Consider the following 19,471-nt stretch of genomic DNA (forward strand, 5'->3'; position numbering starts at 1 on the left):
CGACGCGTTCCAGGCGACTGATTAAATTTCACAGCCATGTTCATGCAAAAGGAATGTGTTCATGGCAGGTCGTCTCTACACCGAATCGCGGGGGAGCGTGTGATGCCTCAGCCCTACGGTTTTCTCAATCACCGGCAACAAACGTCCGTGGAGCTCAAGGCGAGCTTGCGATTAAGCAAACCCGCCGAAGCCAAGTTTGACGCGCTGAATACGCATATCCGCAATGTCGTGGTGCTACCGGGACAGCTGGTGATCATCGGTGACGAGACGGTTGCCGCCCGAACCTCGGAGGAGTCACGGCTGATGTGCGCGGCTTGGGATATTCGCCATAGCGTGATGGCCCATGGCGGGGATGCCTTTGGGCTACAGAACTATGATTTGCTGCAAAAATTGCTCGGGTACGCTTCGCTCGGGATAGGCACTGCGGGGGATGTCTGGAGCCGGCACCTACGGGAAATCGTGAAAACGCTCGATGAAATTGAGGCCCTGCATAAACAATCGCTGCGCCGGGGCGGTGGCGCTGCGCGCGATGACTTCCTGGCTCGCCGCCAAGTGCTGTTTGCCAAACTGGAAGCGCAAATGCGCAGCTTTGCGCGGTATGGCACGGGCCTGCGCAATGAAGGTTCAATCAAGAAGATGCTGGGGATCTCGACCAGGAGCTATTTGCACACCGGGGAGATAAATCGATACGCAGAAACGATTGCCAAAATTTCGAAGACAGCGAAGCTGCTTAAACACGGCACGCCGTTGGGGATAGCGTTGAGTACGACGTCGACGGCGCTGGAGATCAAGGAAGCGTGTTCTACCGGGAGAGGGGAGCAATGCCGAAAAGCGAAGTATGTGGAAACCGGTAAATTAACCTTTGGTGTGGCAGGAGGAATCATTGGAGGCCAGATGGGAATGGGCTTGTGTATAGCGGTAATGGCTCCGACAACCGGGCCGCTCGCCCTGAGTTGTCTTTTGATAGCAGGCGGCGCAATGGGCGCGGCTTTCGGCAATTGGGGCAGCGAGATTGGCGCAGCCACCGGAGAGGTACTGTATGAGTATTGAGTACATACTTAACCTCCCTACCAAAGACCAAATAGCATTGGGCTCGGCAGCCTCAATGCTTCTAGCTGTCTCGCTTGACCTCTTTCTGGCCTATCGAAAATTGGAGTCGATGGAGCGGCGCTTGGACCAATGCAGCCTCCTGACCAATTACAAACGTCTTTTGGGCAACAGCCTACGAGGAAGATTATCCAGACTGTGTGTGGTCTATTTAGCAATTGCGCTACCGAGGTGGAATGCAAGACGAGGTGTCATCAACGTAAAACAAGTCGCAGAGTTTCCCCGCAGCCTGAAATTCGCCCTTCACGGAACAGCTCTTATCGGACTAATCGGCGCAGTGAGTGCGATGATCTTTCATTTCAGCGATCAACTGAGCCTGTAACCCGGCGCATTGTCACCTCAAGACCACCCCAAAAAAAACGGCCCGCCATCCAAAGGACGCGGGCCGCTTTCTCAACTCAACAGGCAAATTTTACTTGTTGAGGTTGTAGTCCTTCTCCGCCGCATCAAAACGCTCGACCATACCCGCAGTCGGTGCGCCCAGCTTGCTCACGAAGTAGATCGCCAGGCTGGCGAAGATGAAGCCCGGGATGATTTCGTACAGGCCCAGCAGTTCGAAGTGTTTCCACACGATCACGGTGATCGCGCCGACCAGGATGCCGGCCAGGGCGCCGTCGCGGGTCATGCCTTTCCAGATCACCGAGATCAGCACCACAGGGCCGAACGCTGCGCCGAAACCGGCCCAGGCGTAGCTCACCAGGCCCAGTACGCGGTTTTCCGGGTTGGCGGCCATGGCGATGGCGATCAGCGCAACCAGCAACACCATCAGGCGGCCGACCCATACCAGCTCAAGCTGGGAGGCGTTTTTGCGCAGGAAAGCCTTGTAGAAGTCTTCGGTCAGCGCGCTGGAGCACACCAGCAACTGGCAGCTCAAGGTGCTCATTACCGCCGCCAGGATGGCCGACAGCAGCACGCCAGCAATCCACGGGTTGAACAGCAGCTTGGCCAGCTCGATGAACACACGCTCGTGGTTCTCGGTCACAGGACCCGCCACTTCCGGGTGCGCCGAAAAGTAAGCAATACCAAAGAAGCCCACTGCCACGGTGCCGCCCAGGCACAGGATCATCCACGTCATGGAGATGCGACGCGCCTTGGCAATCGACTTCACCGAATCCGCCGCCATGAAACGCGCGAGGATGTGCGGCTGGCCGAAGTAACCCAGGCCCCAGCCCATCAGCGAGATGATGCCGATGAAGGTGGTGTTTTTCAGCATGTTGAAGTTGTCAGGGTTCTTCGCTTCGATGGCGAGGAAGGTGGTATCAACGCCACCGGTGGCCAGCAGCACGATGATCGGCGTGAGGATCAGCGCGAAGATCATCAGCGTGGCTTGTACGGTATCTGTCCAGCTCACTGCCAGGAAACCACCAACGAAGGTGTAGGCAATAGTCGCAGCAGCACCGGCCCACAGCGCAGTCTCGTAGGACATGCCGAAGGTGCTTTCGAACAGGCGGGCACCGGCGACAATGCCGGAGGCGCAGTAGATGGTGAAGAACACCAGGATCACCACGGCGGAGATGATCCGCAGCAGGCCGCTTTTATCTTCGAAACGGCTGGAGAAGTAATCCGGCAGGGTCAGGGCGTCGCCGTTGTGTTCGGTCTGTACCCGCAGGCGACCGGCCACGAACAGCCAGTTGAGGTAAGCACCGACGATCAGGCCGATGGCGATCCAGCTTTCCGACAGGCCGGACATGTAGATCGCGCCGGGCAAGCCCATCAACAACCAGCCGCTCATGTCCGAAGCACCGGCCGACAACGCCGTGACCACGCTACCGAGGCTGCGACCGCCGAGGATGTAATCGGAAAGGTTGTTGGTGGAGCGATAGGCCATGAAGCCAATCAGCACCATTGCTGCGATGTAGATCACAAACGTGATCAGGGTTGGATTACTTACGCTCATATGAGTGACGCCCTGGCTTTGTTTTTATGTAGCGGCGGTCTGTCAGACGGCCACCCACTGCAAGTAGGTAGACGTAACTGCGTGCCGCGCATTTATGACTGACGTTTCCCCAGGAAAGCCGTCAGCCGATGAACCGACTCGTTGAAGTGGTTGCACCTTGGGCGCGAATGCTATTCAACAAAGCAAATAAGGTGCAACCAGTTTCGTGAGAATAAGTTGCACCCAAGTGTGAATTACGCAAAACACCCCATTCTTGCTCCTTTTCGGAGCAAGAACAGCCGATCTCAGAAGCAAATGCACCACCGTGAAGCAGATTCCGCTGAGGGTCGGTTTTTTTCATGCCACCCCCTGAAAATTTCATGCATAAAAAGGGTTGCGCCCGGTTGCACCTCTGCATGGGCGAAGCTAATCTTGCCGCCAGCTAATGCCACTCGGTAGTGGCACCCATGAGGATAAGAAAATGGCTACGACCACCCTTGGGGTCAAACTCGACGACCCGACCCGCGAACGCCTGAAGGCTGCCGCGACCTCCATTGATCGCACGCCGCACTGGCTGATCAAGCAGGCGATTTTCAATTACCTGGAGAAACTGGAGGGTGGTGCAACCCTGACCGAACTCAATGGTTTGAGCAGCAAGGACGCCGACGACGCAGGCGAAGTGCAGACCGACCACGCCCACCAGTGCTTCCTGGAGTTCGCCGAAAGCATACTGCCGCAATCCGTCCTGCGCGCTTCGATCACCGCCGCTTACCGTCGCCCTGAGCCGGAAGTGGTGCCAATGCTGATCGAACAAGCTCGCCTGCCGGCGCCGATGGCCGAAGCCACCAACAAGCTGGCCGCCTCGATTGCCGAAAAACTACGTAACCAGAAGAGTGCTGGCGGCCGTGCCGGTATTGTTCAGGGCCTGCTGCAAGAATTTTCCCTGTCGTCCCAGGAAGGCGTGGCGCTGATGTGCCTGGCCGAAGCGCTGCTGCGCATCCCGGACAAGGGCACCCGCGACGCGCTGATCCGCGACAAGATCAGCACCGGCAACTGGCACCCGCACCTGGGCAACAGCCCATCGCTGTTCGTCAACGCTGCCACTTGGGGCCTGTTGCTGACCGGCAAACTGGTCGCCACCCACAATGAAGCGGGCCTGACCTCGTCCCTGAGCCGCATCATCGGCAAGAGCGGCGAGCCGATGATCCGCAAGGGCGTCGACATGGCCATGCGCCTGATGGGCGAGCAGTTCGTCACCGGCGAAACCATCGCCGAAGCCCTGGCCAACGCGAGCAAATTCGAAGCCAAGGGTTTCCGTTATTCCTACGACATGCTCGGTGAAGCCGCACTCACCGAACACGATGCGCAGAAGTACCTGGCCTCGTACGAACAAGCTATTCACTCCATCGGCAAAGCCTCTCACGGCCGTGGGATTTATGAAGGCCCAGGCATCTCCATCAAGCTTTCGGCCCTGCACCCGCGTTACAGCCGTGCGCAGTACGAACGCGTAATGGACGAGTTGTACCCGCGCCTGCTGTCGCTGACCCTGCTGGCCAAGCAATACGACATCGGCTTGAACATCGACGCCGAAGAAGCCGACCGCCTGGAACTGTCCCTGGACCTGCTGGAACGCCTGTGCTTCGAGCCGCAACTGACCGGCTGGAATGGCATCGGTTTCGTCATCCAGGCTTACCAGAAGCGTTGCCCGTATGTGATCGACTACGTCATCGACCTGGCGCGCCGCAGCCGCCACCGCCTGATGATCCGCCTGGTAAAAGGCGCGTACTGGGACAGCGAGATCAAGCGCGCCCAGGTCGAAGGCCTGGAAGGCTACCCGGTGTACACCCGCAAGGTGTACACCGACGTTTCCTACATCGCCTGCGCACGCAAACTGCTGTCGGTGCCGGAAGTCATCTACCCGCAGTTCGCCACGCACAACGCCCACACCCTGTCGGCCATCTACCATATCGCCGGTCAGAACTATTACCCCGGCCAGTACGAATTCCAATGCCTGCACGGCATGGGTGAACCGCTGTACGAGCAGGTTGTAGGCAAGGTCTCCGATGGCAAGCTGAACCGTCCGTGCCGCGTGTACGCTCCGGTCGGCACCCACGAAACACTGCTGGCTTACCTGGTGCGTCGCCTGCTGGAAAACGGCGCCAACACCTCGTTCGTCAACCGTATCGCCGACCAGTCCATCTCGATTCAGGAGCTGGTGGCCGATCCAGTGGCCAGCATCGAGCAAATGGCCACGCTGGAAGGCGGCTTCGGCCTGCCGCACCCGCGTATTCCATTGCCGCGTGACCTGTACGGCAGCGAGCGCGCCAACTCGGCCGGTATCGACCTGGCCAACGAACACCGCCTGGCATCGCTGTCCTGCGCCCTGCTGGCAACGGCGCACAACAACTGGAAAGCCGCGCCGATGCTCGGTTGCGCTGCCAGCAACCAACCCGCCGCACCGGTGCTGAACCCGTCCGACCTGCGTGATGTGGTCGGCCATGTGCAAGAAGCCACCGTCGAAGACGTGGATAACGCGATCCAATGCGCCATCAACGCCGGCCCGATCTGGCAGGCGACCCCGCCCGCCGAACGTGCGGCGATCCTGGAGCGCGCCGCCGACCTGATGGAAGGCGAGATCCAACCGCTGATGGGCCTGCTGGCTCGTGAAGCCGGCAAGACCTTCGCCAACGCGATTGCCGAAGTGCGCGAAGCCGTGGACTTCCTGCGCTACTACGCGGTACAGGCACGCAACGATTTCACCAACGACGCCCACCGCCCACTGGGCCCGGTGGTCTGCATCAGCCCGTGGAACTTCCCGCTGGCCATCTTCAGCGGCCAGGTTGCCGCTGCACTGGCCGCCGGCAACCCGGTACTGGCCAAGCCTGCCGAGCAAACCCCGCTGGTTGCTGCACAAGCCGTGCGCATCCTGCTGGAAGCGGGCATCCCGGAAGGCGTGCTGCAATTGCTGCCGGGCCAGGGCGAAACCGTGGGTGCGCGCCTGGTGGGTGATGATCGCGTCAAAGGCGTGATGTTCACCGGTTCCACCGAAGTGGCGCGCCTGCTGCAACGCAATGTCGCCGGACGCCTGGATGCCCAGGGCCGGCCGATCCCGCTGATCGCCGAAACCGGCGGCCAGAACGCAATGATCGTCGACTCCTCCGCGCTGACCGAACAAGTGGTCATCGATGTGGTGTCCTCGGCCTTCGACAGCGCCGGCCAACGTTGCTCGGCCCTGCGTGTCCTGTGCTTGCAGGAAGATTCTGCAGACCGCGTCATCGAAATGCTTAAGGGCGCCATGGCGGAATGCCGTCTGGGCAACCCCGAGCGCCTGTCGGTAGACATCGGCCCGGTGATCGACGCCGAAGCCAAGGCCGGCATCGAGAAGCACATCCAGGCCATGCGCGACAAAGGCCGCAATGTGTACCAGGTGGCGATTGCCGACGGTGAAGAGATCAAGCGTGGCACCTTCGTGATGCCGACCCTGATCGAACTGGAAAGCTTCGACGAACTGCAACGGGAGATCTTCGGCCCGGTGCTGCACGTGGTGCGCTACAAGCGCAAAGAGATCGACCAGCTCATCGGCCAGATCAACGCGTCGGGCTACGGCTTGACCCTGGGCGTGCACACCCGTATCGACGAGACCATCGCCAAGGTGATCGACAACGTCCATGCCGGTAACGTCTATGTGAACCGCAACATCGTCGGCGCCGTGGTCGGTGTGCAGCCGTTCGGCGGCGAAGGCTTGTCGGGCACTGGCCCGAAAGCCGGTGGTCCGTTGTACCTGTACCGCCTGCTCTCGACTCGTCCTACGGATGCCATCGAGCAATCCTTCGCACGGGGCGACAAACTGGCCGCACCGGATCTGCGCCTGCGTGACGCCATGAGCCAACCGCTGACCGCCCTGAAAACCTGGGCCGACAGCCATAAACTCAGCGACCTGAGCGCCCTGTGCGACCAGTTCGCCGCGCAATCGCAAAGCGGTATCACTCGCCAACTGGCTGGCCCGACCGGCGAGCGCAACAGCTACGCCATCCTGCCCCGCGAGCACGTACTGTGCCTGGCGGAAGTGGAAAGCGACCTGCTGACCCAACTGGCCGCTGTGCTGGCGGTAGGCGGTTCGGCGGTATGGCCAGAGACTGACTTGACCAAGGCCGTGTTCCCACGCCTGCCTAAAGAGATTCAGGCGAAGATCAAGCGTGTGGCTGACTGGACCAAGGACGACGTGGTGTTTGACGCGGTCCTGCACCACGGTGACTCCGATCAACTGCGTGCGGTGTGCCAGCAAGTGGCGCAGCGCAGTGGCGCGATTGTCGGGGTGCATGGTTTGTCCCAAGGCGAGACGGCGATTGCGCTGGAGCGCTTGGTGATCGAGCGGGCGTTGAGCGTTAACACCGCAGCAGCGGGCGGTAACGCCAGCCTGATGACCATCGGCTAACTGAAGAAACGCGGTAAAAAATGTGGGAGCGGGCTTGCTCGCGAATGCGGTGGGTCAGTCAATAATTCAGTGACTGACACTCTGCATTCGCGAGCAAGCCCGCTCCCACATTTGGACCGCGTTTCTCTCCCCTATCCGCGTTTTGCAGCTCCATCACCCAAATCAATCTTGCTATCCACCCTCCATTTGCGCACTTAGACTCGGCCCTATTCCCACATAGGTAAGCCGCCATGTCCGAGACGCTGCTCAGTTCCCGCAATCTGGCTTTCGAGCTGTACGAAGTCCTCGATGCCGAGGGCCTGACCCAGCGCGAGCGGTTTGCCGAGCACAATCGGGAAACCTTCGATGCGGCCATCAGCACCGCGCGCAGCATCGCCGAAAAGTACTTCGCCCCCCATAACCGCAAGAACGACGAAAACGAACCGCGCTACGAAAACGGCGCAGTCATCCTGATTCCCGAGGTCAAGCCGGCCGTCGATGCCTTCCTCGAAGCCGGCTTCCTCAACGCCGCGCGCAGTTTCGAAGCTGGTGGCATGCAGTTGCCGACCCTGCTCTCCCAGGCCTGTTTCGCGCATTTCCAATCGGCCAACGCCGCCTCCACGTCCTACCCGTTCCTGACCATGGGCGCCGCCAACCTGATCGAAAGCTTCGGCACCGACGAGCAAAAACAACGCTTCCTGCAACCGATGATCGACGGGCGTTTCTTCGGCACCATGGCCCTGACCGAACCCCATGCCGGCTCTTCGCTGTCGGATATTCGTACCCGTGCAGAACCTGCGGCTGACGGCACCTATCGACTCAAGGGCAATAAGATTTTCATCTCCGGCGGCGACCATCCGCTGTCGGAAAATATCGTGCACATGGTGCTGGCCAAGCTGCCGGACGCCCCCGCCGGGGTGAAGGGCATTTCGCTGTTTGTCGTGCCCAAGTTCCTGGTCAACGACGACGGCAGCCTGGGCGAGCGCAACGATGTGGTGCTGGCCGGGCTGTTCCACAAGATGGGCTGGCGCGGCACCACGTCCACCGCATTGAACTTCGGTGATAACGGCAACTGTGTCGGCTATCTGGTGGGCAAACCGCACCAGGGCTTGAGCTGCATGTTCCAGATGATGAACGAAGCGCGCATCGGCGTGGGCATGGGCGCGGTGATGCTTGGCTATGCCGGTTACCTGTACTCCCTGGAATACGCCCGCGAGCGCCCCCAGGGCCGTCTGCCGGATAGCAAAGATCCGACGACTGCACCGGTGTCGATCATTCAGCACGCCGATGTAAAACGCATGCTGCTCACGCAAAAAGCCTACGTCGAAGGCGCCTTTGACCTCGGTCTGTACGCCGCGCGCCTGTTCGACGACACCACCACCCTGGCCACCGAAGCCGAGCGCAAACAGGCCCACGAGCTGCTCGACCTGCTCACGCCCATCGTCAAATCCTGGCCGTCGGAGTTCTGCCTCAAGGCCAACGAACTGGCGATCCAGATCCTCGGCGGCCACGGCTACACCCGCGAATACCCGGTGGAGCAGTACTACCGCGACAACCGCCTGAACCCGATCCATGAAGGCACCCACGGCATCCAGTCCCTGGACTTGCTGGGGCGCAAGCTGGCGCAGAACAGCGGTGCAGGCTTGAAACAACTCATCAGACTGATCGCCGAAACCGGCGCCCGGGCGCAGGAATACCCGACGCTGACCGCGCTACGGGAACCGTTGGAACACCTGGTCAACCGCCTGCAAAGCGTGACCATTGGCCTGCTGACGGATCTCGCCCAGGGCAAGGTCAACAGCAGCCTGGCGAACTCGGCGCTGTACTTGAAGGTGTTTGGGCATACGGTGATTGGCTGGCGCTGGCTGGAACAGGCGATTCGCGCCGAAGAAGGGCTGGCCAAGGCCAATGTGGCCGACACGGCCTTCTATAAAGGCAAGCTCCAGGCCGCCCGCTACTTCCTGACCTGGGAAGTACCGGGCTGCCATCATGAACTGGCGATTCTGGAGACACGCGATGATACATGCCTCGCGATGCAGGACGAATGGTTCTAAGGCTGTCCGATCGCCTTGGAAATCACATCGACCGTGGCGCTGACTTGCTCTTGGTAACGGTCGAGTTCCTCTTGGTGCGCCTGCTGCATTTCGATCTGCTCGGCGCACAGGTTCAGCGCCGCCAGCACCAGTAACTTGTCGCCGATCAGCGTCGGATACTTCTTCTTGGTGGTGGCCAGGGAGGCCTTGAGCATGGTCACGGCGTGCATCAGGGTTTTGTCTTCCCCGGCCGGCGCCTTGATCGAGTAATCCTCTCCGAGAATCGAAACGACCTTTATCCCTTCATTCATGCGCTGACAGGACCTGCGCTCACGCGCTCAACCAGCGCCTGGATACGGGCAGCGGTCGCGCCTTGTTTTTCTTCCTGCTCCATCAGGTTCAATTGCAGGCTGTCGTTCTCATCCTTGGCACGGGCCAGTTCGGCCTTGAGGGATTCGTTGCTGCCCAGCAGATCCTGATTTTGCTGTACCAGGTCGCTGACCAGTTGTTCCAATTGGCTGAGGGATGCTTCTAACATTTTGATTTCTCGGGCTTTTTCAAAGGGCGGTGACGATAAAGAAAATTCACCTCGGATGCCAGGGTTATCCCCGGCGCGCAGCCCGATTTTTATGGGCCGGGCCGCACTTTCGAGCCTTAGTGACTGCAATTCGCCGATCTGGTTCCTGAAGCTCATCGGATGCGACAAAAACGCACGCCCCCCTTTAGACTTTAGTCGTACGACCGATAGAGAAGCATCCCCCCTCTCATGGCCGCACGGATCGCGCTTCTCCCCAGGATTCCAGCATGTCCCTTCGTAATATGAATATCGCGCCGCGTGCCTTTCTCGGCTTCGCGTTTATCGGCGCGCTCATGTTGTTTCTCGGTGTGTTCGCCTTGAACCAAATGAGCAAGATCCGCGGCGCCGCCGAAGACATCACCCTGTCCAGCGTGCCGAGCATTCGCGCCCTCGACGAGTTCACCCAACTGACCCTGCGCCTGCGCGTGCTGTCGTACCGCCTGCTGACCAACCGCGAGCCGGATGTGCAGCAAAAGACCCTGGACACCTTCGAACTGCGCGACCAGCAAATCCGCGCCGCCCAGGCCATCTACGAAAAACTCATCGACAGCCGCGAAGAGCGCGCCGCCTACGACGAGTACGTCAACCTGCTCGGCCAGTACCGCCAGATTGAAACGCGCATGAAGAGCCTGTCCCAGACCAATCAGGTGGAAGCCCTGCGCACCCTGATCAACAGCGAGCTGCTGAGCAACTCCGAACAGGTCAACGCAGTGCTGGCGCGCCTGTTGGATATCAATAACAAAATGGCGCTGGTCACCAACCAAGAGGCCAAGGATCAATACGACCTGGCCTTCAACCTGGTCGTCGGCCTGCTGGCACTCGCCACCGCACTGACCGTGTTGTTCGCCTGGCTGCTGACCCGCAGCATCACCGTGCCCATCGCCCAAGCGCTGGAAGCGGCCGAAGAAGTGGCCGAAGGCAACCTGACCCGCCCGATCAAGGTCGATGGCAACGACGAAGCCGGGCGCCTGCTGGCCGCCATGGCCAAGATGCAGGACAAGCTGCGCGATACCCTGCAACGCATCGCCGGTTCCGCCACCCAGTTGGCCTCGGCCGCCGAAGAGCTGAACGCCGTCACCGACGAAAGCGCCCGTGGCCTGACCCAGCAAAACAACGAGATCGAACAGGCCGCCACCGCCGTCAACGAGATGACCAGCGCCGTGGAAGAAGTCGCACGCAATGCGGTGAGCACGTCCGAAGCGTCGCGCAACGCCACTACCTCTGCCGGTGACGGCCGTGATTTGGTGCAAGAGACAGTAAGCGCCATCGAACGCATGAGCGGTGATGTACAGGCCACTGCCACGCTGATCGGCGACCTGGCCAATGAGTCGCGGGATATCGGCAAGGTGCTGGACGTGATTCGCGGCCTGGCCGACCAGACCAACCTGCTGGCCCTCAACGCCGCCATCGAAGCCGCCCGCGCCGGTGAAGCCGGGCGTGGTTTTGCCGTGGTCGCCGACGAAGTGCGCGCACTGGCCCATCGCACCCAGCAGTCCACCAGTGAGATCGAGCGGATGATCGGCAGCATCCAGGCCGGCACCGAGCACGCGGTGGATTCGATGCGTAACAGCACCGAACGTGCGGAATCAACGCTGAACATCGCCAAAGGCGCGGGGTTGTCGCTGGATACCATCAATACGGCGATTGTCGAGATCAACGAACGCAACCTGGTGATCGCCAGCGCAGCGGAAGAGCAGGCGCAAGTGGCGCGGGAAGTGGATCGTAATCTGGTGAACATCCGCGACCTGTCGGTGCAATCGGCGACGGGTGCCAGCCAGACCAGCGCGGCGAGTAATGAGTTGTCGCGATTGGCGGTGGATTTGAATGGGATGGTGGGCCGTTTCCGCCTCTGACTGACACACTGATCGTTCCCACGCTCCGCGTGGGAATGCGGCCTGTGACGCTCCGCGTCACGCCCCAAAGCGGACGCAGAGCGTCCAACGAGGCATTCCCACGCAGAGCGTGGGAACGATCTTTTGACAGCGCAGCAATTCAACAGGTTAGAATCGCTGGCACGCAGACTGCATGGCCAGTTTGCGCCCCGTCTTGTTTGCCCATGGAGTACTGCCTTTGAATGCGACGACCATCAACAGCCTGTTCTTGATCGGCGCGTTGCTGGTGAGTGCGAGCATTCTGGTGAGTTCTCTTTCGTCCCGCCTGGGCATCCCGATCCTGGTGATCATCCTGGCCGTGGGCATGGTCGCCGGCGTCGATGGCGGCGGCATCATCTTTGACAACTACCCGACCGCCTACCTGGTGGGCAACCTAGCCCTGGCGGTGATCCTGCTCGACGGCGGCCTGCGCACACGGGTGGCGAGTTTCCGCGTGGCACTCTGGCCGGCGTTGTCGCTGGCCACGGTGGGGGTGTTGATTACCACCGGCCTCACCGGCATGGCGGCGGCCTGGCTGTTTGACCTGAATATCATCCAGGGCTTGCTGATCGGTGCCATTGTCGGCTCAACCGACGCCGCAGCCGTATTCTCGCTGCTGGGCGGCAAGGGCCTCAACGAACGGGTGACCGCCACCCTGGAAATCGAATCCGGCAGCAACGACCCGATGGCGGTGTTCCTCACCGTAACCCTGATCGACATGCTCGCCAGCGGCCAGACCGGCCTGCACTGGAGCCTGCTGACGCACCTGGTGCGCGAATTCGGTATCGGCGGCGTCGTCGGCCTGGGCGGCGGCTGGTTGATGCTGCAAATGGTCAACCGCATCAACCTGGCCACCGGCCTGTACCCGATCCTGGTGATCGCCGGCGGCCTGTTCGTCTTCGCCGTGACCAACGCCCTGCACGGCAGCGGCTTCCTCGCCGTGTACCTGTGCGGCCTGGTGATTGGCAACCGCCCGGTGCGCAGCCGTCATGGCATTTTGCATATGCTCGACGGCATGGCCTGGCTGGCGCAGATCGGCATGTTCCTCGTGCTGGGCCTTTTGGTCACGCCCCATGATTTGCTGCCGATTGCCCTGCCGGCCCTGGGCCTGGCGCTGTGGATGATCCTGTTTGCACGGCCGCTGTCGGTGATCGTCGGCCTGCTGCCGTTCAAGGCGTTCCATGGCCGGGAAAAAGGCTTTATCGCCTGGGTAGGCTTGCGCGGCGCGGTGCCGATCATTCTCGCGGTGTTCCCGTTGATGGCCGGCCTGCCCCATGCGCAGCTGTACTTCAACCTGGCGTTCTTTATCGTGCTGGTCTCGCTGCTGGTGCAAGGCACCAGCCTGCCGTGGGTGGCCAAACTGCTGAAAGTGACCGTCCCGCCTGACCCGGCGCCGATCTCCCGTGCGGCCCTGGAAGTGCACGTCACCAGCGAGTGGGAGCTGTTCGTCTACCGCCTCGGCGCCGAAAAATGGTGCATCGGCGCGGCCCTGCGTGAACTGAAAATGCCCGAAGGCACGCGGATCGCCGCGCTGTTCCGCGGCCAGCAACTGCTCCATCCGTCGGGTAGTACGGTGCTGGAAGTCGGCGACCTGCTTTGTGTGATCGGCCACGAACACAACCTGCCGGCCCTGGGCAAACTGTTCAGCCAGGCGCCGCAACGCGGCCTCGACCTGCGCTTCTTCGGCGACTTCGTCCTCGAAGGCGACGCCCAGCTGGGCGCGGTCTCCGCCCTGTACGGCCTGAAGCTCGAAGGCATCGACCCGGATATGCCACTGAGCAGCTTCATCACCCAGAAAGTCGGCGGCGCGCCCATCGTCGGCGACCAGGTGGAATGGAACAACACCATCTGGACCGTCGCGGTCATGGACGGGAACAAGATCGGCAAAGTCGGCGTCAGATTCCCCGAAGGAAGTCGCCCGGGCCCCGGACTCTTCCTCTAAACTGCGGGGCGACAACGCCCCGATTCTTCACCTTGCACGACCGGTCTCTATGCCAATCCTGCGCACGTTCCTCGCCACTGCCCTGCTGGGCCTGACCCTTTGTGTCGGCACCGTCCACGCGGCCGACCCGCCCAGCGCCGACGCTATCCAGCAATCCCTGGACAAGCTGCCCGACCGCAAGCTGCCCGACGCCGACATGAAGGCGTTGCAGAACATCCTGCAACAGACCCTGACCTACCTGGGCAACAAGCAGGATTACGAGCAGCGCCTGGTAGACCTCAAGCGCCAGCTCGAAGACGCCCCGCGCCAGACCGTCGAAAACCAGCGCGAACTGACCCGGCTCAAGGCCACCAAAGTCATCCCAGTGGCACAACGCTATGCGAGCCTGCCGGTGCCGCAGCTGGAGCAACTGCTGGTGCAGCGCACCACCCAGCAAGGAGACCTGCAAAAAGAGCTGGCCGACGCCAACAGCCTGACCATCGCCGCCCAGACCCGCCCCGAGCGCGCCCAGACCGAAATCAGCAGCAGCCAGACGCGCATCCTGCAGATCAATTCGATCCTCAAGGCCGGCAAAGACAACGGTAAAACCCTCAGCAGCGACCAGCGCAACCAACTGAATGCCGAACTCGCCGCCCTCAACGCCCTGATCCCGCTGCGCCGCCAGGAACTGGCCGGCAACAGCCAACTGCAGGATTTGGGCAACAGCCAGCACGACCTGGTGGTGGAAAAAACCGCGCGCCTGGAACAAGAGATCCAGGACCTGCAAACCCTGATCAACCAGAAACGCCTGGCGCAATCGCAACAAACGGTGACGCAACAGTCCATCGAAGCGCAAAAGGCCGGCGGCAGCAGCCTGCTCGCCACCGAAAGCGCGGCCAACCTGAAACTGTCCGACTACCTGCTCAAAAGCACCGACCGCCTCAACGACCTGACCCAGAAAAACCTGCAAACCAAGCAGCAACTGGACACCGTGACCCAGAGCGATTCAGCCCTGGACGAGCAGATCAGCGTGCTCAAGGGCAGCCTGCTGCTGTCGAAGATCCTCTATAAACAGAAACAGGCCCTGCCGCGCCTCACCGTGGACCGCGACCTCGCGGACGACATCGCCAACATTCGCCTGTACCAGTTCGAGGTCAACCAGCAACGGGAGCTGATCAGCTCGCCGAGCACCTATGTGGATAACCTGCTGGCCAACCAGGCGCCTGAAGACGTTACCCCACAACTGCGCCGCACCCTGCTGGAGCTGGCGATCACCCGCAGCGACCTGCTGGAGCGCCTGAGCCGTGAGCTGAGCGCGCTGCTGAATGAATCGATCACCCTGCAACTCAACCAGAAGCAACTGCTGAGCACCGCCACCACGCTGCGCGCGACGCTCGACGAACAGATGTTCTGGATCCCCAGCAACAAGCCGCTGGACACCGAGTGGCTGGAAACCGTGCCGGCGCACCTGAGCAAGCAGGTCACCACCCTGCCCTGGGCGTCCAGCGTCAGCGAGCTTTACGACGGCCTGACCCAGCGCCCGCTGCTGTTCCTGCCACTGCTGTTGTTGATCGGCGCGCTGCTGTGGCGGCGCAAAAACCTCTATCAACGCCTGAACAAAGTCCACCAGGACATCGGTCACTTCAAGCGCGACAGCCAGTGGCACACGCCCCAGGCCATCCTGATCAATATCCTGCTGGCGATGCCGGTATCCCTGGGCCTGGCGCTGTGCGGCTATGCGCTACAGATCGACGCCCGTGGGCAAAACGCCAACCTCGGCGCGGCGCTGCTGCAGATCGCCCAGGCGTGGATGGTGTTCTACACCGCCTACCGCATCCTTGCGCCGGGCGGCGTGGCCGAACTGCACTTCCGCTGGGAAAAGCCCCAGGTCGAATTCCTCCAAGGCTGGGTGCGCAAGCTCGGCCTGGTGGTGCTGGCGCTGGTGGCCGTGGTGGCCATCGCCGAGCATCAACCGGCGGCGCTGGCCGACGACGTGCTGGGCATCGGCGTGGTGCTGCTGTGCTACGCGCTGATGGCCTGGCTGCTGGGTCGCCTGTTGCTGCATAGCCCGGCCCACGAAAAGGCCTCGCTGTTCCGCAAAGCCGTGGGCGTGCTGTTTACCGCCCTGCCCATCGCGCTGTTTATCGCCGTGTGCTTTGGCTACTACTACACCGCGCTCAAGCTCAGCGATCGGTTGATCAACACCCTGTACCTGCTGATGTTCTGGCTGGTGATCGAAGCCACCTTCGTGCGTGGCCTGGGCGTTGCCGCCCGGCGCCTGGCCTATGCGCGCGCCCTGGCCAAACGCCAGGCGGCCAAGGAAGCCGGTGACGGCGAAGCGGTGATCGAAGAACCGACCCTGGACATCGAGCAAGTCAACGAACAGTCCATGCGCCTGATCCGCCTGGCCTTGCTCGGCGGCTTTATCGCGGCGCTGTACTGGGTGTGGTCGGACCTGATCTCGGTGTTTTCGTATCTGGATAACGTCACGTTGTACGAATACACCAGCGGCACGGGCGCCAATATCAGCATGGTGCCGATCAGCATCGGCGACCTGCTCGGCGCCCTGATCATCATCGGCATCACCTTCGCCCTGGCGCGCAACCTGCCGGGCTTGCTGGAAGTGCTGGTGCTGTCCAAGCTGGACCTGGCCCAGGGCAGCGCGTATGCGACCACCACGTTGCTGTCCTACGTGATTGCGGGCATCGGCTTTGTGTCGACGCTGTCCACCCTCGGCGTGAGCTGGGACAAGTTGCAATGGCTGGTGGCAGCGCTGTCGGTGGGGTTGGGTTTCGGCATGCAGGAGATCTTCGCCAACTTTATCTCCGGCATCATGATCCTGTTCGAACGCCCGGTACGGATTGGCGACACCATCACCATCGGCAACCTGTCGGGCACGGTGAGCAAGATCCGCATCCGTGCGACGACGATCACCGATTTTGACCGCAAGGACATTATCGTCCCCAACAAGACGTTCATTACCGGGCAACTGATCAACTGGTCGCTGACCGACACCATCACCCGCGTCACCCTGAAACTGGGCGTGGACTACGGCTCGAACCTGGATCTGGTGAAGGAACTGTTACTCAAGGCCGCCCGGGAAAACCCGCGCGTCCTCAAAGAACCCGAACCCCACGTGTACTTCCTCAACTTCGGCGAAAGCACCCTCGACCACGAACTGCGCATGCACGTGCGCGACCTGGGCGACCGCAACCCGGTGCTGGACGAGGTCAACCGTTACATCAACCGTGAATTCAAGAAGCAGCACATCAACATCTCGTTCCGCCAGATGGAGGTGTACCTCAAGAACATGCACGGTCAGGAATACAAACTGGTGCCGGTGGAAGACGACCGCAAGACCATCGTGCCTCCCGCTGAAAGCCCGGACAAACCCGAACCGCCCGCGGGCAACGTCCAGGATGCGCCGGAACCACCGCCGAGCAAACTCGACTAACTGCGCTATCCCCAGCAGAATGCTCGGACATTCTGCTGGAGATGGCCGGTGAAAGCCCTCGACGAACTGACCTTCGACAACCGTTTCGCACGCTTGGGCGACGCGTTCTCAACCCACGTTCTGCCCGAACCCCTCGACGCCCCGCGCCTGGTGGTCGCCAGCAATGCCGCCATGGCCCTGCTCGACCTCGACCCGGCCGTGGCCGAGACGCCGGAATTCGCCGAGCTGTTTGGCGGGCACAAGCTGTGGGCAGAAGCGGAGCCACGGGCGATGGTCTATTCCGGGCATCAGTTCGGTGGCTATACCCCGCAACTGGGTGATGGCCGTGGATTGTTGCTGGGCGAGGTGTACAACGCGGCCGGCGAGCATTGGGACTTGCACCTCAAGGGCGCCGGGCAGACGCCTTACTCGCGCATGGGCGATGGTCGAGCCGTGTTGCGCTCGTCGATCCGCGAGTTCCTCGCATCCGAAGCCCTGCACGCGCTGGGCATCCCCAGCAGCCGTGCCCTGTGCGTGATCGGCTCCGACACCCCGGTGTGGCGTGAGAAGCAGGAACGTGGCGCGATGGTATTGCGCATGGCGCCGAGCCATATCCGCTTCGGGCATTTCGAATATTTCTACTACACCAAAAAACCCGAGCAGCAGGCGCTGTTGGCTGAGCACGTGCTGAACCTGCACTACCCGGAATGCCGTGAGCAGCCTGAGCCGTACCTGGCCATGTTCCGCGAAATCGTCGAGCGCAACGCCGAGTTGATCGCCAAATGGCAGGCTTACGGCTTCTGCCATGGGGTGATGAACACCGACAACATGTCGATCCTGGGCATCACCTTCGACTTCGGGCCGTTTGCATTCCTCGATGACTTTGACGCCCACTTCATCTGCAACCATTCGGATCATGAAGGGCGCTATTCCTTCAGCAACCAGGTGCCGATTGGGCAGTGGAACCTCAGTGCACTGGCGCAGGCGTTGACGCCGTTTATCAGCGTGGATGCGTTGAAGGAAGCGCTTGGGCTGTACCTGCCGTTGTATCAGGCCAATTACCTGGACTTGATGCGCCGCCGGTTGGGGCTCACCACCGCTGAAGATGACGACCAGAAGCTGGTGGAGCGCCTGTTGAAGCTGATGCAGAACAGCGGCGTGGATTACACGCTGTTCTTCCGCCGCCTGGGGGATGAGTCGGCGGCGCTGGCCGTGACGAAGCTGCGTGATGATTTTGTCGACATGGCCGGGTTTGATGCCTGGGCCGAACTGTACAAGGCCCGCGTAGAGCGGGACGGGCATTCCAGCGAAGAACAACGCCGCGAGCGGATGCACGCGGTGAACCCGCTGTACATCCTGCGCAACTACCTGGCGCAGAACGCCATCACCGCTGCCGAGTCCGGGGACTACAGTGAAGTGCGGCGACTGCATGAGGTGCTGAGCAAACCGTTTGAAGAACAACCGGGGATGGAGCAATACGCGCAGCGGCCGCCGGATTGGGGTAAGCATTTGGAGATTAGTTGTTCGTCGTGAAACCTTTAGATGAAGGTTTCGACTGAAACACCGAAGCGTTCAGCCAGCCAACGTATTTGCCGTATGTTGAGCTGGCGTTTGCCGCTCAATATCTCAGAGACGACCGACTGCGCACCGACACCCGGCAGGTCGCTTTGAGTAAGGTTATGCTCGCGCATCATGTAGCGCAGCACATCGGCACCACTGGCGACGGGCATCGGGCGATGCTCATGGTCGTAGGCTTCGATCCAATCACTGAGGATGTCCACCAAGCTCATCAGCGGACTGTCCTCGTCCTCACCGATCATGCTCAACAGCTCGTCCAGGCCACATACCAGCGCGTCGTAGTCTGCCTCGTTCTCCGGCTTGCGCAACACCGGCGAAACGAATTGCCAGTGTTCAGCCGCTACTCGCATAAGCGCGCTCATCGGATTTTCTCCTTCCATTTGTCTTTCTCATACTCGCGGTGATCAAGCAGATGCTTGATGTAAATACGTTGCGCCCAATACTCCACGCCAGCAATCAACCTCAGTTTGTTGCCTCCAATATCGAACACATGAAACTCTCCAACCTTATCCGTGGCGGGAAACATGGCTTTCATCGCTGCGAAGTCTTTGGGGGAATTTCGCTTCACGATCCGATACCACTGATCCAACGCTGTTGCTGAACGCGGCCACTTTTCCTTTGCTTCCCAGATCCTTTTCTCGCTGATCACTCGCATGCAACA

The 19,471-nt window shown here is 61.0% G+C and carries 13 protein-coding genes and 2 pseudogenes; 9 read left to right on the forward strand and 6 right to left on the reverse strand.

All coding sequences use genetic code 11. The annotated features are described in order from the left end of the window. Window positions 1–102: 102 nt before the first annotated feature. A complete protein-coding gene (locus ACZRMO_RS11980; RefSeq protein WP_463972991.1) occupies window positions 103–1,050 on the forward strand; it encodes a hypothetical protein in 948 nt (315 codons plus the stop codon). Further along, on the forward strand, window positions 1,040–1,429 hold the full coding sequence (locus ACZRMO_RS11985) for a hypothetical protein (protein WP_463972992.1): 390 nt from the start codon (window positions 1,040–1,042) through the stop codon (window positions 1,427–1,429). The genes ACZRMO_RS11980 and ACZRMO_RS11985 overlap by 11 nt, the downstream gene beginning before the upstream one ends. Window positions 1,430–1,519: 90 nt before the next feature. Here the strand turns inward: ACZRMO_RS11985 and putP are convergent, their stop codons facing one another. Together putP and ACZRMO_RS11995 are read right to left on the reverse strand one after the other, a co-directional pair. Then, window positions 1,520–3,004: a sodium/proline symporter PutP gene (gene putP / locus ACZRMO_RS11990; protein ID WP_463972993.1), complete on the reverse strand. Its 1,485-nt coding sequence runs from the start codon at window positions 3,002–3,004 to the stop codon at window positions 1,520–1,522. A gap of 121 nt (window positions 3,005–3,125) precedes the next feature. Beyond that, entirely contained in the window at window positions 3,126–3,344 is a 219-nt protein-coding gene (locus tag ACZRMO_RS11995; protein ID WP_463972994.1) for a hypothetical protein, read from the reverse strand. Window positions 3,345–3,464: 120 nt separating this feature from the next. On the opposite strand from ACZRMO_RS11995, the gene putA reads away from it, so the two are divergent. Both putA and ACZRMO_RS12005 read left to right on the forward strand, forming a co-directional pair. Beyond that, on the forward strand, window positions 3,465–7,418 hold the full coding sequence (gene putA / locus ACZRMO_RS12000; RefSeq protein WP_463972995.1) for a trifunctional transcriptional regulator/proline dehydrogenase/L-glutamate gamma-semialdehyde dehydrogenase: 3,954 nt from the start codon (window positions 3,465–3,467) through the stop codon (window positions 7,416–7,418). A gap of 230 nt (window positions 7,419–7,648) precedes the next feature. Next, window positions 7,649–9,451, forward strand: a complete 1,803-nt coding sequence (locus ACZRMO_RS12005; protein ID WP_463972996.1) for an acyl-CoA dehydrogenase — start codon at window positions 7,649–7,651, stop codon at window positions 9,449–9,451. Here ACZRMO_RS12005 and ACZRMO_RS12010 read toward each other — a convergent pair. After that, window positions 9,448–9,741, reverse strand: a complete 294-nt coding sequence (locus ACZRMO_RS12010) for a cell division protein ZapA (protein ID WP_124525485.1) — start codon at window positions 9,739–9,741, stop codon at window positions 9,448–9,450. The genes ACZRMO_RS12005 and ACZRMO_RS12010 overlap by 4 nt on opposite strands. Then, window positions 9,738–9,968 (reverse strand): hypothetical protein, encoded by a 231-nt coding sequence (locus ACZRMO_RS12015; RefSeq protein WP_463972997.1) that lies wholly within the window; start codon window positions 9,966–9,968, stop codon window positions 9,738–9,740. Before ACZRMO_RS12015 ends, ACZRMO_RS12010 begins: the two co-directional genes overlap by 4 nt. Window positions 9,969–10,300: 332 nt before the next feature. Here ACZRMO_RS12015 and ACZRMO_RS12020 point away from each other — a divergent pair. From ACZRMO_RS12020 to selO, 5 genes and pseudogenes are all read left to right on the forward strand, one after another. Then, window positions 10,301–10,957, forward strand: a pseudogene (locus ACZRMO_RS12020) (MCP four helix bundle domain-containing protein); the annotation flags it as partial. Between the two features lie 303 nt (window positions 10,958–11,260). After that, window positions 11,261–11,860: pseudogene (locus ACZRMO_RS12025) on the forward strand (methyl-accepting chemotaxis protein); the annotation flags it as partial. 217 nt (window positions 11,861–12,077) lie between these two features. Beyond that, entirely contained in the window at window positions 12,078–13,820 is a 1,743-nt protein-coding gene (locus tag ACZRMO_RS12030) for a potassium/proton antiporter (RefSeq protein ID WP_017734886.1), read from the forward strand. A 49-nt stretch (window positions 13,821–13,869) separates the two neighbouring features. Further along, a complete protein-coding gene (gene mscK / locus ACZRMO_RS12035) occupies window positions 13,870–17,253 on the forward strand; it encodes a mechanosensitive channel MscK (protein ID WP_463972998.1) in 3,384 nt (1,127 codons plus the stop codon). A gap of 48 nt (window positions 17,254–17,301) precedes the next feature. Beyond that, window positions 17,302–18,765, forward strand: coding sequence for a protein adenylyltransferase SelO (gene selO, locus ACZRMO_RS12040; protein WP_463972999.1), 1,464 nt, complete (start codon window positions 17,302–17,304; stop codon window positions 18,763–18,765). 5 nt (window positions 18,766–18,770) lie between these two features. Here the strand turns inward: selO and ACZRMO_RS12045 are convergent, their stop codons facing one another. Together ACZRMO_RS12045 and ACZRMO_RS12050 are read right to left on the reverse strand one after the other, a co-directional pair. Next, a complete protein-coding gene (locus tag ACZRMO_RS12045) occupies window positions 18,771–19,172 on the reverse strand; it encodes a helix-turn-helix domain-containing protein (protein WP_463973000.1) in 402 nt (133 codons plus the stop codon). Further along, on the reverse strand, window positions 19,169–19,465 hold the full coding sequence (locus ACZRMO_RS12050) for a type II toxin-antitoxin system HigB family toxin (protein ID WP_448186538.1): 297 nt from the start codon (window positions 19,463–19,465) through the stop codon (window positions 19,169–19,171). Before ACZRMO_RS12050 ends, ACZRMO_RS12045 begins: the two co-directional genes overlap by 4 nt. Between the last annotated feature and the right edge of the window lie 6 nt (window positions 19,466–19,471).

This window comes from Pseudomonas sp. B611, from assembly GCF_055407965.1.

Bases quoted from the DNA above. Each gene is read 5' to 3' on its own strand.
- ACZRMO_RS11980 (WP_463972991.1), top strand. From the start codon at position 103: ATGCCTCAGCCCTACGGTTTTCTCAATCACCGGCAACAAACGTCCGTG.
- ACZRMO_RS11985 (WP_463972992.1), top strand. From the start codon at position 1,040: ATGAGTATTGAGTACATACTTAACCTCCCTACCAAAGACCAAATAGCA.
- putP (WP_463972993.1), bottom strand. From the start codon at position 3,004: ATGAGCGTAAGTAATCCAACCCTGATCACGTTTGTGATCTACATCGCA.
- ACZRMO_RS11995 (WP_463972994.1), bottom strand. From the start codon at position 3,344: ATGAAAAAAACCGACCCTCAGCGGAATCTGCTTCACGGTGGTGCATTT.
- putA (WP_463972995.1), top strand. From the start codon at position 3,465: ATGGCTACGACCACCCTTGGGGTCAAACTCGACGACCCGACCCGCGAA.
- ACZRMO_RS12005 (WP_463972996.1), top strand. From the start codon at position 7,649: ATGTCCGAGACGCTGCTCAGTTCCCGCAATCTGGCTTTCGAGCTGTAC.
- ACZRMO_RS12010 (WP_124525485.1), bottom strand. From the start codon at position 9,741: ATGAATGAAGGGATAAAGGTCGTTTCGATTCTCGGAGAGGATTACTCG.
- ACZRMO_RS12015 (WP_463972997.1), bottom strand. From the start codon at position 9,968: ATGTTAGAAGCATCCCTCAGCCAATTGGAACAACTGGTCAGCGACCTG.
- mscK (WP_463972998.1), top strand. From the start codon at position 13,870: ATGCCAATCCTGCGCACGTTCCTCGCCACTGCCCTGCTGGGCCTGACC.
- ACZRMO_RS12045 (WP_463973000.1), bottom strand. From the start codon at position 19,172: ATGAGCGCGCTTATGCGAGTAGCGGCTGAACACTGGCAATTCGTTTCG.
- ACZRMO_RS12050 (WP_448186538.1), bottom strand. From the start codon at position 19,465: ATGCGAGTGATCAGCGAGAAAAGGATCTGGGAAGCAAAGGAAAAGTGG.